Origin of the sequence: Nocardioides luteus (genome assembly GCF_015752315.1) — a bacterium.
In the GTDB taxonomy this organism is placed as follows: Bacteria; Actinomycetota; Actinomycetes; order Propionibacteriales; family Nocardioidaceae; genus Nocardioides.
On record NZ_JADOVJ010000001.1, the window covers coordinates 1,378,648 to 1,392,517 of the forward strand.

A 13,870-nucleotide genomic window follows, 5' to 3' on the forward strand; every position below is an offset into this window, starting at 1 on the left:
CCGCCGTGACGCTCGTCCCGGACTCCTTCCGAGCTCTCGCGGCCAACGGGCCCTCGTGGGCGGCGTGGCTCGACGACCTCCCGGGCCTGCTGCGCGACCTGGTCGAGGAGTGGTCGCTGACCCTCGACGGCCCCTCCACCCACGGCAACTGTGCCGTCGTGCTCCCGGTCCGCACCGCCGAGGGTGAGCCCGCGGTGCTGAAGGTCGGCTGGCCCCACTGGGAGGCCGAGCACGAGGCGCTGGCGCTGCAGGTGTGGAGCGGTCGGGGTGCCGTACGCCTCCTGCGGGCCGATCCGAAGCGGTTCGCGCTGCTGCTCGAACGGCTGCATCCCGAGGAGGATCTCTCGGAGCTCTGGGACGTGCAGGCGTGCGAGATCGTGGGCGGGTTCTACCGCCGGCTGCACGTCGCGGCTCCGCCGCAGCTGCGTACGTTGTCGGCTCAGGCCGAGCGCTGGGCGAGCGAGCTGGGGGAGAAGAGCCGGCGGCTCCCGGTGCCACCGCGGATGGTCGACCAGGCCCGGGCGATCGCTCGCGACTTCGCGCGCGACGAGGACACCGACGGGCGGCTGATCCACACGGACCTGCACTACGAGAACGTCCTCCGGGGTGATCGCGAGGAGTGGCTCGTGATCGACCCGAAGCCGCTCTCCGGCGACCCGCACTACGAGCTCGCGCCGATGCTGTGGAACCGCTCCGACGAGTACGCGGGGCGGATCCGCGACGGCGTACGCGACCGCTTCTTCGCCCTCGTCGACGCCGCCGAGCTCGACGAAGACCGCGCTCGCGCGTGGGTGGTGCTGCGACTGATGGTCAACATCAAGGACGAGGTCGAGGACAACCAGGCGCCCGACAAGGACTGGATCACCGAGATGATCTCGCTCACCAAAGCCGTGCAGGACTGAGAAACTCGCGTGCCTGATCCCGGCAGGCCCGGGACAATCGGCGCATGCCCATCGTGCGTAGCGTCAACATCGGTCAGTCCAAGCCCGCCGAGTGGGCGGAGGTGGGCGCCACCTCGATGGAGAAGCTCGCCATGGCCGGGCCGGTGACGGTCGGCCCGGAGGGCATCGTCACCGACACCCAGACCGACCGCCGCCACCACGGGGGCGCGGAGCAGGCGGTCTACGCCTTCGCCCGCGAGGACCTCGACCTGTGGGGCTCACGGTTGGGTGCGACGCTTCGGGACGGGCAGTTCGCCGAGAACCTCACGACCGAGGGGATCGACGTCAACGCGGCCCTCGTGGGGGAGCAATGGCGGATCGGTACGGTGCTGATGCAGATCTGCAGCGTGCGTACGCCCTGCAACGACTTCAAGAACTGGATGGGCGTCTCGGGCTACGACAACGCCCGGTGGGTCAAGAGATTCACCCAGGAGGCCCGGCCGGGGCCCTACCTGCGCGTCCTCGAGGAGGGCCAACTGGAGGCCGGCGACGAGATCGTCGTGGTCCACCGGCCCGACCACGACATCACCGTCTCGACCCTCTTCGAGGCGCTCACCACCGACCGGTCCCTGCTGCCGTCGCTGATCGGCATCGAGGGGCTCGGGGACAAGCCGCGTGCCGCGGCCGAGAGGTACGTCGCGGCCGAGCCGCTCTAGGGACCGCACGGCCCTCCGTCGCACCCCATCATGTAGAGACCGTCGGGGGAGCGGCCCTGGATCTCCAGCTTGTTCAGCTGGTCCGTCGTGAGCTTCCCGGTCGGGATGAGCGCGACTGCCACGTTCGCCTCGGTGATGGTCGCGTCGAACCGCTGCTCGCCGACCCAGAACCAGGCGGACTCGATCGTCTCGTTGCCGAGCGACCGCGTCACCCGGATCCCTTCCGCGGTCTCGGTCCACTCGACGGTCGGCGGTTCAGGCGCCACGTCATGCACCAGATCGCCGTCGGCGTCGTAGGCACGGAAGCTCGCCGAGTCGACGCTGACCTCGTGGTCGATCCAGGCGACCGCCACGCCGTTGACGAGGGTTGCCGGGAACTCCTCGCCGCTCGAGGTGAAGACCACCTCGGTGACGTTCAGATCCTCCGGGAGCGGAAGCATGAAGCGCGTGTCGCCGTCGGAGCTGCTGCGGGAGAAGTCCTCCCACGGTCCCATCGATGCGAATCGGCCCCAGACCTCCGGCGTGCCGATCGCCTGTGCGATGTCGGGCTCGCTGCCGTCCCCACGGCTGGGTGCCGAGCAGGTCACTTCGTAGTCGCGGCCGTCGAAGATCGCCCTGACCGTCGATCCGCGCTTCTCGGCCAGGAACGGCCAGGTGCCTGCGGGGATCTCCTGGTAGACGTCGTCGGGGACGCTTTCTCCGGGTGCCAGGTTGTACAGCAGCTCCTTGTCGGCCCAGGCCGACGGCAGACACCGCGCGCTCAGCTGGTCGAGCTCCTCGGGAGTGAGATTGGTCGGATTGCCCGACCAGTCGACCGGGTTTCTCTCGGGCGGTGCCGGGGTGGCGACGTCCGAGTCGATCAGCCGGTCGGGGACCACGACGTACGCCATGACGCCGGCGATCGAGCAGGCGGCGACGGTGGCGAGGACCTTCGCCGTGCGACGGCGGCGGCGCATCCGGTCGCCCCGGCGCAGGATCTCGGCGGCGGGGAGGTCCAAGGTGTGGTGGCTGCTGGTGCGCAGCAGGGTCTCGATGTCGTTCATGACAGCATCCCTTCGGAGTCGGTCAGCCGCTGCCGCAGAGTCTTGAGCGCCTGGTGGAGCGTGGCCGAGACGGTGCCGCGAGCGATGCCGAGCTCGTGGCCGGTCGTCTCGGCGTCGAGGTCGAGGAAGTAGCGCAGCGCGACAACCTGTCGTTGACGCGGTGGCAGCCGGCGTACGGCCTCCAGCAGGTCGTCGAAGCTCGAGTCGTCGCGGGGGAGCTGTTCGGGCGTCTCGGGGACGGCCGTCTCGCGGCGGCGCTTGCGCCACCAGGAGATGTCGGCGTTGATCGCCGTCCGGACGATCCATGCGCGGGGCGAATCCACGCTGCGTACGCTCGGCCACCTCGACCACGCCCGGGCGAACGCCTCGGCGACGGCCTCCTCGGCGCGGTCGGGAGCCATGCCGTAGGCGATCGCGGCCCGCAGGCAGCGATCCTTGCTGCCGGCGTAGAACTCGGTGAACTCGTCTCTGGTCACGCCATCTCGACGCCCTGGACGGGTGAACGGTTTAGTCGCACGAAAAACGATTACCAGGAACCGCAGATGTGCGGAAGAGTTCCCGCCGTGAGCATCCGGGAGAGCCTCTTCGTCCTCAAGGAGCGCGACTTCGGGTGGTTCTTCGCCTCACGGTTCGTGAACCTCGCCGGGTCGTCGATGTCGCACGTGGCGCTCGCGTTCGCGGTGCTGGAGGTGACCGACTCGGCCTCGGCGCTGGGCTACGTGGTCGCTGCGCACACCATCCCGATGGTGATCTTCCTGCTGGTCGGAGGCGTGATCGCCGACCGGTTCCCGCGGCGGCTGGTGCTGCAGCTGAGCAACGTCGCCTCGGCCGCGACGCAGGCGGCCGCAGCGGCGCTGATCATCACCGGACAGGCGGAGATCTGGCACCTGGTGATCCTGGAGGCGATCAACGGCACCACGATGGCGATGGCCTTCCCGGCGATGCAGGGGATGGTGCCGCAGCTGGTGGCGAAGAAGGACCTGCAGCCGGCCAACCTGCTGCTCTCGATGTCGCGCGGCACCCTGACGATCCTCGGCCCCTCGGTCGCGGCGGCGCTCGTGGTCGGCGTCGGTGCCGGATGGGCGCTGGCGGTCGACGCGCTGACCTGGCTGCTCGCGGCGCTCTTCCTGCTCCCGGTGCGGATCCCACCGCGTCCGGCGGACGCAGAGAAGACCTCGGCGCTCGAGGACCTGCGTGCCGGGTGGACCTACTTCCGCAGCACCACCTGGCTGTGGGTCGTCGTGGTCGCCTTCATGGTTCTCAACGCGATGCAGTCCGGCGGTCTGCAGGTGCTCGGCCCGGCGTACGCGAAGTCGTCCGCGCTGGGAGTCGAAGGCTGGGGCCTGGGCAACTCCGCGCTCGCGGCCGGGATGCTCCTCATGACGATCGTGCTGATGCGCGCAACGATCCGAAGTCCGCTGCGGGCGGGAATGTTCGGGATCACGGCGTACGGGCTGCCGTTCTTCGCGCTCGCGCTGTGGCCCGAGACGGTGCCGTTCGTAGTCGTGATGGCGGTGGCGGGCGCCGGAGTCGAGATCTTCAGTCTCGGGTGGCAGCTCGCGATGCAGGAGAACGTCCCCGAGGAGATGCTCTCGCGGGCCTATTCCTACGACGCGCTCGGCTCGTTCGTCGCGATGCCGGTGGGGCAGCTGCTCTACGGGCCGCTGGGTGGATGGTTCGGCGAACGGCCGGTGTTCCTGGTCAGTGGGATTCTCTACGTGGCCGTCGCCCTGGCCACGCTCGCCGTACCGTCGGTGTGGCGGCTGCAGCGGGTGGACCAGAACGACGGCGTGCCGGCCGAGGTGACTCAGACGCAGCGGTAGAGCTCGGGTCCGGTGAAGGTGTCCTCGCCCTCCGACGGCTCGTCCAGGACCTGGAGGGCGTCGGGCAGGTGGTCTGCGGTGTCGGTGCCGGCCAGCTCCTGCTGCACGGGCCAGTCGCCGGCTGCCCCGAGCACCTCCTCGACCCGCGCCTTCCGGTCGGTGTCGCCGGCCTCGGTGGCCGCGTTCCACTCGTCCCACCAGATGCAGACCGCACCGTCGGCGACGTGGAGGGCCAGGTGATAGCGGCCGGGCTGCAGGCCGGTGAGACGGCTTTCGTCGTACGACTCAGGGAGAGGTACGCCGCGCAGCAGCTCCTGGACAGCCGCCGAGCGCTCCTCGGCGCTGAGGTAGCGATCGGGCAGGGCGGCGTCGAACGCGCTCTGGTCGACCCAGCGCAGCTGGGTCAGGAGTGTTTCGAACTGATGCTTCGACATGCCAGTGCCCTGGATGGACTGGAAGTGTCCGGCCTGCGTCGGAAGGATGACCCGGTAGGCATCCTCGGTGGGTACGACCTGGCCGGTCTCCGCGTCACGGTCGCCGACGTCCTTGCCTCCTCGGTAGCTCCAGTAGATCGCCTCCTGGCCGAGCACCTCGATCGGCAGCTCCTCGACGCCGTCGCCCGTGCCGTTCTCGTCGGCCGTGTTGAACGTGCCTCCGAAGCGGAGAGCCTCGTCGCGGGTCTCGGCGGCGTACCACCCGACGTCGAGGCGCGGCTTCGACCTGCCGTCGGCCGACGCGAGCTCGTAGGTCACGCCCCCACCGTCGGGCCCGTTGGTGACGGCTCCGTCGAACTCGGGGATCTCCCATCCCGGCGCGTCGAGGACGAGCCGGTAGGCCTCGGCCGACCGCGGCGTGCCGTCGTAGGCGAAGCTCATCGCCGGCTCGAACGTGGCCTCGCCGGGAAGGAGCTGGGGGACGAGGACGGCGCCGGTGACGGCGAGGACACCGGCGAGACCGGCGGCAGCGAGGCCGCGGGTCCAGCGGCGGCGGAAGGCGGCGCCTCGGGTGGTGCCTCGGGTGGTGCCTCGGGTGGTGGCTCGGTTGGTGGCCGGACGAGGGGCGCGCGCGATCACTCGTCCGGGAGCGGGTGCATCCTCGGCGTGCTCGGCGAGGGTGGCGCGGATCAGGTCATCGAGATCGGTGCTCATCGTGACTCCTCGGCAAGGGTGGTGGACATCAGGTCGGGGTGGCTGCGGAGCTTGGTGAGAGCGCGCATTGCGGTGCTGCGTACGGTGGCGGTGGCGATGCCGAGAGCCTCGGCGATATCGGCGTCGGTGAGGTCCTCGTAGTAGCGGAGGACGACGACCGCGCGCTGCCGCGGAGGCAGAGCCCCGATGCGCTGCCAGAGCAGGTGACGTACGCCGACGGTCTCGGTCTCGTCGTCTCCGGCCCGCTCCGGCAGATCGGCGACGACGAGCTCGCGAGAAGCGCGCTTGCGACGCCAGGTCAGGTGCTGGTTGAGCAGGATCTTGCGGGCGTACGCATGTGGATCGGTGACGTCGGTCATCCTCGACCAGCGCCGGCACAACCGCTCCAGGGTGTCCTGGACCAGGTCTTCGGCGCGGTGACCGTCACCTGTCAGCAGGTAGGCGAGCCGCAGTAGCGCGCCGCTGCGCGTCACCACGTACTCGTCGAAGTCTGTGTCCATGCTGTCCTCCGTCTGGGCCCTGCTGTCGGGGCCTCTGCCTCTTCGATGCGGCGGCATGGCGTGGGTGTTGCGCTGACGGTGCAACTGTGGCCTCTAGGCTGCAGTGCGTCGAGCAACTTCTGCAGCGAAGGAACGCCCGCATGAGTCTGAACACCGCCGTCGTCGACGAGCTCTTCCAGCAGCGTTTCGAGGAGAACCTGACGCCGGGGCTGGCCTATGGGGTCGTACGCGGCTCCGAGCTGCTCCACACCGGCGCGTTCGGGGCGACGACCGAGGGCGGTCCGGCGCCGACCGCGGAGAGTGTCTTCCGGATCGCGTCGATGTCGAAGTCGTTCACCGCGGCCGCGGTGCTGCTGCTGCGCGACCGCGGGCTGGTCGACCTCGACGAGGCGATCGCCCAGTACGTGCCCGAGCTCGTCGACCAGGCTCCCTACTCCGCCGACTCGCCGGCGGTGACGCTTCGGCTGCTGCTCTCGATGTCGGCCGGGCTGCCGACCGACGACCCGTGGGGCGACCGGCAGGAGTCGCTGTCCTACGACGCCTTCGGGACGTTCCTCGACGGAGGCTTCTCGACCGGGCGCGAGCCGGGGGTCGGGTTCGAATACTCCAACCTCGGCTATGCGCTGCTCGGGCGGGCGATCGAGAACGTCGTGGGTGGATCGTCTCCGGAAGGAGCGAATCGGGACTTCGTCGAGCACGAGTTGCTGGCGCCGCTGGGGATGACCTCCTCGGCCTACTCGCCCGATGCGGTGCCGAATCGGGTTCCCGGGCATGTTCCGCCGCTGCATCCGGCCTGGGCGGGCGACCGGCTCGAGGGGCCGCCGACCTGGTCGGTGACGCCGCCGGTGCCGTCGGGGTCGTTCGCGGCGATGGGTGGCCTGCACTCCTCGGTGGCCGACCTGGCGCGCTGGGTCGGCGGGTTCCTGGGCGCCTTCTCCTCCTCCGCCGACGGACACCCGCTGTCGAAGGCGTCGCGCCGGGAGATGCAGCAGCTGCACCGGTTCGGCTCGGTGTCGGGCTCGCTGGATGTCTCGGGACCGGAGGCGGGGATCGGGGCGGTCGCGGCCGGCTACGGCTACGGCCTGATGGTCGACCACGACAGCCGGCTCGGGCAGTTCGTCCACCACTCCGGCGGCTACCCCGGCTACGGCTCGCGGATGGTCTGGCACCCCGCGACCGGTCTCGGCGTGATCACGCTGTCCAACAGCACCTACGCCGGCGCCTACCCGACCGCGATGACCGCGCTGCGCTCGCTGGTCTCCGCGGAGCTCGCCGGGGGAGGGCCGCACCGGTTCTCGATGGTGGTCAAGGGCCTGCGGCCGCGGCTCGACTCGGCGCTGGAGGCGGCGGTCGAGCGGCTGCGTACCTTCGATCCGGCGGGCGCCGAGGTGTTCGCGCTGCCGTCGCTGTTCGCCGACAACGTCGAGCTCGACGCCCCCGACACCGCCCGGCGCGTCCAGATCACCCAGGCCCGCGCCAAGGTCGGGCTGCCGCTGGGCGGCGCGCCCTACGGCTACTTCTCCCGTGCCACGGGCGTCGCGCTGGCCGTGGTACCGGCCGAGCGGGGCCGCTACGACATCGAGGTCATGCTCTCGCCGGAGGCCGAGCCGCGCATCCAGACCCTGCGGGTGGTGGCCGTGCCCGACGCTCACGAGGGGCTCGCCGCCGCCGCCCGCGCCGCCCTCGAGGAGGACTCCCCGGTCATCGCCGCGATGCGCGCCTTCGGCAAGCCTGAGCTGATCACCACACCCCTGTCCGGTGACGGCTCGTCCAAGGCCGACTTCCTGGTCGTCGCCGGCACCACCTACTGGAAGGTCGCGGTCGCCAAGACCACCACCGTCACCGCCCTCCCCACCGCCGACCACCCCCGTCTCACCTACCTCGCCTCCGCGCTCCGCGGCTGACCCTTCCGCGCCGAGTCGGTAGTTGTGGCGGCCGAATCTGTAGTTCTGGGTGACCAGTCGACAGTTTCGTTCGTCACAACGACCGACTCGCCACGCCAGAAGTGAGGATTCGGCGCGCCAGAAGGGAAGACTCGATCTTGATGTGTTCGAACAAATGTTCGATACTCATTGAGTGGGAGTGGTAGCGGGGATCGAACGACACCAGAAGCTGGCTCAGATCGAGCAGCTTCGGTCCAAGGTGCGACGGCTGGAGCAGAAGCCGGGCCTCGGTGCCGAGCTGGCCACGCACGAGGCGCTCGGTGGGGTGGTGCAGCTGCGGGCCGGCGGGACGTACGCGGCCGACTCGCTGTCGCTGGCGATGCTGCTGCTCGCGGGACCCTCGGCTGCGGGGGAGTGGACCGCCGTCGTCGGGGTCGAGGACTTCGGGGTCGAGGCGGCGGCCGAGGCCGGCGTCGACCTGGAGCGGACCATCCTGGTGCCGCGGCCCAAGGACTCCTGGCTGGAGGCGACCGCGGCGCTGGTCGACGTGACCACGCTGGTGCTGGTCCGGCCGACCGGCCGGGTGGCTCCGGGCGTCGCGGAGAAGATCGGTGCCCGGCTGCGCACCCGCGGCGCCGCGCTGATCGCGCTGGGGGAGTGGCCGAGAGCAGACGTACGCCTCCGGGCGACCGAGCCGCGCTGGGTCGGTCTGGGCAACGGCGACGGCCATCTCCGGGCGAGACGGATGGTGGTCGAGGCGGTGCGCGGGACGGCTCCGCCGCGGCGTGCGGCGCTCTGGTTCCCGGCCGAGGACGGCACTCTCGGGCGCGTCCTCGAACCCGTCACCGACATCGCCGGCCTGCGGAACCAGGAGTCCGCATGAGCCGCACGCTGGTGGTCTGGTGCGCCGACTGGCCGGTCGCCGCGGCGCTGGGCGAGCAGGGGCTGCCGCGGCACCTGCCGGCGGCGGTCTTCGCGCAGAACCGGGTCCAGGCCTCCAACCAGGCGGCGCGGGAGTTCGGGATCAGGCGCGGGATGCGGCGCCGGGACGCGCAGTCGCGCTGCCCCGAGGTTCAGGTGCTCGCCGCCGACGACGCCCGCGACGCGCGGGTGTTCGAGGAGGTGCTGGTGCGCCTGGAGGAGCTGCGCCCCGGCGTCATGCCGCTGCGTCCCGGGCTGGTCGCGCTGCGCTCGCCGGCACGCTTCTACGGGGGCGAGGCCGAGGCCGGCGCGGCGATCGCCGAGTGCGTGGTCGGGCTCGGGATCTGGGACGTACGGATCGGTATCGCCGATGAGCTCTTCACCGCCGAGCAGGCCGCGCGGAGCGCCGGGCTGCAGGAGACGTACGCGGTCCCGGCCGACGGTGGCTCGACCGCGTTCCTGCGCGCCCTGCCGGTCCATGTCCTCGAGGACGCCAACGCGGTCAGCCTGCTGCAGCGGCTCGGCCTGACCACGCTCGGCGGCCTCGCCGACCTGCCCGGCGCCGACGTCAAGGCGCGCTTCGGGGCGCAGGCCGCCTGGGTCCGCCGGGTGATCCACGGCGAGGGAGCGCGGCCGGTGACCGGGCGTACGCCACCGCCCGAGCTCACCACCGAGGTCGCCTTCGAGCCGCCGCTCGACTCCGCCGAGGCGGTCTGCTTCTCGTCCCGGCAGGCGGCGGAGGGGTTCGTGAAGGGCCTGGCGGCGCGGCAGGAGGTCTGCACCGAGGTGCGGATCGAGATCGGGATGGAGGACGTCGCGGACTCCTGCCGCACCTGGGCGCATCCGCGCTGGTTCTCCGCCGTCGATCTCATCGACCGGCTGCACTGGCAGCTGGCTGGGGCGGTGTCGGCCGGAGGCGGCGGAGCGGTGACCCGGGTCCGCTTCGTCCCCGAGGTCGCCGTCTCCGAGGCGGTCCACGCCGACGGCCTCTGGGGCGGCACCGACGAGCGCGTCGACCGCGGCATCGCCCGGGTGCAGGGGCTGCTCGGCCATGAGGCCGTCGTCGCCCCGGTGCTCCAGGGCGGCCGGAGCCCGCGCGACCGGCAGGCGTACGTCCCCTGGGGCGACCGCCCCAGCACGCTGCGCGACCGTACGCTGCCCTGGCCAGGAAGCATTCCGCCGCCGGCGCCCGCCCGGGTGCTGGCCGACCCGTGGCCGGCGGAGGTCTGCGACCAGGCCGGGCGCCCGGTCGTGGTGCTCCCGCGCGGCGGCGTCTCCGCCGACCCCGTCCGCTACCGGCCCTCGGCGGGCGAGCCCTGGCAGCGGGTCGCCTCCTGGGCCGGCCCGTGGCCGGTCACCGAGGCGTGGTGGGAGCCCGGCGGCGGACGGCGGGTCGCCCGCTTCCAGCTCGTCGGGGTCGACGGCCGCGCCTGGCTGGCCACCTTCGACACCGACCACTGGCTCACCGAAGCCAGCTATGACTGACGGGGTGGCTGATGGGCTGGAACAACCCCGAGATCCCCTGGAAGGAGCTGGAGCGGCGGCTCTCGGGCCGCCCGCCGAGCGACCCCTACGGTGACGCCCCGATCTCGCGGCGCAAGAAGCGGCTGACCGACGAGGAGGTGCGTGGGCCGGAGGGCCCGGTGGTGCCGTACGCCGAGCTCCATGCCCACTCCGACTTCTCCTTCCTCGACGGAGCGAGCTCGCCGTCGGCGCTGGTCAGCGAGGCGATCCGGAAGGGGCTGCGCGGGATCGCGATCACCGACCACGACGGCTTCTACGGTGCCCCGGCCTTCGCCGAGGCGGCGCAGAAACTAGGCCCCACAGGCGAGAGCGACCGGCTGCTGACCGTCTACGGCGCCGAGCTGTCCCTGGGCCTGACCAAGCCGCAGAACGGGGTCGCCGACCCCGAGGGAAGTCATCTCCTGGTGCTCGCCCGAGGCGTCGAGGGCTATCGGCAGCTGGCCGGCGCGATCACCGAGGCGCAGCTGCGTGGCGACGAGAAGGGCCGGCCGACCTACGACCTCGACGAGCTCGCCGACCGGGCTCGCTCCGGCAGCTGGCTGATCCTGACCGGGTGCCGCAAGGGCGCCGTACGCCAGGCCCTCACCGGCACCGGTCCGATCGCCGCGGCCCGGGCGCTGCGTGAGCTCACCGACAGGTTCGGTCGCGACAACGTCGTCGTGGAGCTGACCGACCGCGGCCACCCGACCGACTCCTACGACAACGACCTGCTCGCCGGCATCGCCCGCGAGGCCGGCCTGCCGACGGTCGCCACCAACAACGTCCACTACGCCACGCCCGACCGGCACCGGGTGGCCGACGCGCTCGCGGCGGTCCGCGCCCGGCGCACCCTGAGCGAGATCGCCGGCTGGCTCCCGGCCGGCCCGGTGGCGTACGTCCGGTCGGGGGAGGAGATGGAGCATCTCTTCCGGCGCTACCCGGGCGCGGTGGCACGCAGTGTCGAGATCGCCGAGGAGTGCGCCTTCGACCTGCGCAAGGCCACCCCGAAGCTGCCCAAGCGCGGGATCCCCGAGGGCGAGACCGCCGCGAGCCGGCTGCGACACCTGACCGAGGAGGGCTTCGCGGAGCGCTATGCGCAGGCGTACGCCGCCGACCCGGAGTTCGTCGAGAAGGCCCGCGAGCGCGTGGAGCACGAGCTCGACGTCATCGAGCGCAAGGACTTCCCGGGCTACTTCGTGATCGTGCACGACATCGTCGAGTTCGCCCGCAGCCAAGACATCCTCTGCCAAGGGCGAGGCTCCGCGGCGGCGTCCGCGGTCTGCTATGCCCTCGGGATCACCGCGATCGACCCGGTCTTCTACGAGCTTCCGTTCGAGCGGTTCATCTCCGAGTACCGGGAGGAGGAGCCCGACATCGACGTCGACTTCGACTCCGACAAGCGCGAGAAGGTGATCCAGTGGGTCTATGACCGCTACGGGCGCCGCAACGCCGCGCAGGTCGCCAACATCGTCGGCTACCGGCCGAAGATGGCGGTCCGGGACGCGGCCAAGGCGCTGGGCCACTCGCCCGGGCAGCAGGACGCCTGGTCGAAGCATGTCGGCTACTCACGTGTCGAGGCGCCCGACGACGTGGGCATCCCCGCGCCGGTCCTGGCGCTTGCCGCCGAGATCCACGGGGCACCGCGCCACCTCGGCATCCACTCCGGCGGGATGGTGCTGACCGAGGAGCCGATCGGGGAGGTGGTCCCGATCGAGCGGGCGCGGATGGACAAGCGCACCGTGATCCAGTGGGACAAGGACGCCGCCGAATACATGGGCCTGGTGAAGTTCGACCTGCTCGGGCTCGGGATGCTGGCGGCGCTCGACCACATGATGAATCTGGCTCGCGAGCACCTGGGGGAGGGCTGGACCCTGGCGACCATCCCCAAGGAGGAGCCGGCGGTCTACGACATGCTCTGCCGGGCCGACTCGATCGGGGTCTTCCAGGTCGAGTCGCGCGCACAGATCGGCACCCTCCCTCGGCTGCAGCCGCGCTGCTTCTACGACCTGGCCATCGAGATCGCGCTCATCCGGCCCGGGCCGGTGCAGGGCGGAGCGGTCCATCCCTACGTACGCCGTGCCACCGGGCGTGAACCCGTCAGCTACTCCCACGAGCTGCTGATCCCGGTGCTGGAGCGCACCCGTGGGGTGCCGCTGTTCCAGGAGCAGCTCATGGAGATGGGCCGGGTGCTCGGCGACTTCTCGCACGACGACGCCGACCTGCTGCGCCGGGCGATGGGCTCCAAGCGCGGCGTCGAACGCATCGACTCGCTCAAGGAGAAGCTCTACCGGGGCATGCGTGCCAAGGGGATGACCGAGCAGACCGCCAAGGCGGTCTACACCCAGATCCTCTCCTTCGCGAACTTCGGCTTCGCCGAATCCCACGCGCTCAGCTTCGCCAAGCTCGTCTACGCCTCGTCGTGGTTCAAGCTCCACTACCCGGCCGCGTTCCTGGCCGGCCTGCTCCGTGCCCAGCCGATGGGCTTCTACTCACCGCAGTCGCTGACCCAGGACGCCCGCCGCCACGGGGTGGAGGTACGCCGCCCCGACCTCATCCGCAGCCAGGCCGCCGCCGACCTGGAGCCGCTCGACGACGACGTGTCACCGACCGGGAAGGACGAGTGCCGGCTGGACGGGACCAAGACCGAATGGGTGCCGGGCACCCCCGACCCCACCCCGGAGCACCGCCGCGACGGCAACTTCGCGGTGCGGCTCGGTCTGGACTCCGTACGCGGCATCGGCAAGGACGTCGCCCAGCGGATCGTGAAGGCCCGGACCGAGGCACCGTTCAAGGACTCCCTGGACCTGTCGAGACGCGCCGGTCTGGAGCGGGCCCAGCTCGAGGCGCTGGCCACCGCCGGATGTTTGGACGTGTTCACATCGAGCCGTCGCCAGGCGCTGTGGCAGGCGGGCTGGACCGAGACCGAGGACCAGCTCGAAGGGGTGCGGTTCACCGCCGAGACGCCCGCGCTGCCCGGGCTGGACCCGGTCGAGGAGACCCTCGCCGACCTCTGGGCGACCGGCGTGACCCCCGGCAGCCACCCCTTCGCCCATCTCCGGGCCGGGCTGACCGCGGCCGGACTCCCGAGCATCGGCGACCTCCCCACCTCGGAGCCCGGCCGGCGGATCACCGTCGCCGGCCTGGTCACCCACCGTCAGCGCCCCGGGACTGCGGGCGGCGTCACCTTCATCAACCTCGAGGACGAGACCGGCATGCTCAACGTCGTCTGCTCCGCCGGTCTGTGGAGGAAGCACCGCAAGATCGCGGTCTCCACCTCCGTCATGCTCATCCGCGGCATCCTCGAGCGCAACGACGGGGTGACCAACCTCGTCGCCGACCGCCTCGCCCCGCTCGAGGAGATCCACCCCGAGGCCGCCAAGGCCATCGCCTCCCGCCACCGCTCCCGCGACTTCCGCTGACCCCCGCGCCGAATCCGCAGAAATGGCGAGCCG

General features: G+C 71.3%; 11 protein-coding genes. 7 read left to right on the plus strand and 4 right to left on the minus strand.

Features of this window, described 5'->3' with window-relative positions; genetic code table 11:
- The first annotated feature begins 5 nt into the window (after window positions 1–5).
- Entirely contained in the window at window positions 6–902 is an 897-nt protein-coding gene (locus HD557_RS06580; RefSeq protein ID WP_196873316.1) for an aminoglycoside phosphotransferase family protein, read from the plus strand.
- Window positions 903–946: 44 nt separating this feature from the next.
- Entirely contained in the window at window positions 947–1,597 is a 651-nt protein-coding gene (locus HD557_RS06585) for an MOSC domain-containing protein (RefSeq protein WP_196873317.1), read from the plus strand.
- Here the strand turns inward: HD557_RS06585 and HD557_RS06590 are convergent.
- Window positions 1,594–2,640 carry a hypothetical protein gene (locus HD557_RS06590; RefSeq protein ID WP_008363733.1) on the minus strand — a complete coding sequence of 349 codons (1,047 nt, stop codon included), beginning with the start codon at window positions 2,638–2,640 and terminating at the stop codon, window positions 1,594–1,596. The genes HD557_RS06585 and HD557_RS06590 overlap by 4 nt on opposite strands.
- Window positions 2,637–3,116 carry a sigma-70 family RNA polymerase sigma factor gene (locus HD557_RS06595; RefSeq protein WP_008363735.1) on the minus strand — a complete coding sequence of 160 codons (480 nt, stop codon included), beginning with the start codon at window positions 3,114–3,116 and terminating at the stop codon, window positions 2,637–2,639. Before HD557_RS06595 ends, HD557_RS06590 begins: the two co-directional genes overlap by 4 nt.
- Before the next feature lie 87 nt (window positions 3,117–3,203).
- Here HD557_RS06595 and HD557_RS06600 point away from each other — a divergent pair, with 87 nt between their 5' ends.
- Entirely contained in the window at window positions 3,204–4,463 is a 1,260-nt protein-coding gene (locus tag HD557_RS06600; protein ID WP_008363737.1) for an MFS transporter, read from the plus strand.
- Here the strand turns inward: HD557_RS06600 and HD557_RS06605 are convergent.
- Both HD557_RS06605 and HD557_RS06610 read right to left on the minus strand, forming a co-directional pair.
- Window positions 4,448–5,611 (minus strand): hypothetical protein, encoded by a 1,164-nt coding sequence (locus HD557_RS06605; protein WP_008363738.1) that lies wholly within the window; start codon window positions 5,609–5,611, stop codon window positions 4,448–4,450. The genes HD557_RS06600 and HD557_RS06605 overlap by 16 nt on opposite strands.
- On the minus strand, window positions 5,608–6,111 hold the full coding sequence (locus HD557_RS06610) for a SigE family RNA polymerase sigma factor (protein ID WP_008363740.1): 504 nt from the start codon (window positions 6,109–6,111) through the stop codon (window positions 5,608–5,610). Before HD557_RS06610 ends, HD557_RS06605 begins: the two co-directional genes overlap by 4 nt.
- A gap of 140 nt (window positions 6,112–6,251) precedes the next feature.
- Between HD557_RS06610 and HD557_RS06615 the strand changes: the two genes are divergently transcribed.
- From HD557_RS06615 to HD557_RS06630, 4 genes are all read left to right on the plus strand, one after another.
- A complete protein-coding gene (locus HD557_RS06615) occupies window positions 6,252–8,015 on the plus strand; it encodes a serine hydrolase domain-containing protein (protein ID WP_196873319.1) in 1,764 nt (587 codons plus the stop codon).
- Window positions 8,016–8,187: 172 nt separating this feature from the next.
- Window positions 8,188–8,877 (plus strand): hypothetical protein, encoded by a 690-nt coding sequence (locus tag HD557_RS06620; protein WP_307785546.1) that lies wholly within the window; start codon window positions 8,188–8,190, stop codon window positions 8,875–8,877.
- On the plus strand, window positions 8,874–10,400 hold the full coding sequence (locus HD557_RS06625) for a DNA polymerase Y family protein (protein ID WP_196873320.1): 1,527 nt from the start codon (window positions 8,874–8,876) through the stop codon (window positions 10,398–10,400). The genes HD557_RS06620 and HD557_RS06625 overlap by 4 nt, the downstream gene beginning before the upstream one ends.
- A gap of 11 nt (window positions 10,401–10,411) precedes the next feature.
- Window positions 10,412–13,837, plus strand: a complete 3,426-nt coding sequence (locus tag HD557_RS06630; RefSeq protein ID WP_196873321.1) for an error-prone DNA polymerase — start codon at window positions 10,412–10,414, stop codon at window positions 13,835–13,837.
- Window positions 13,838–13,870 lie beyond the last annotated feature (33 nt).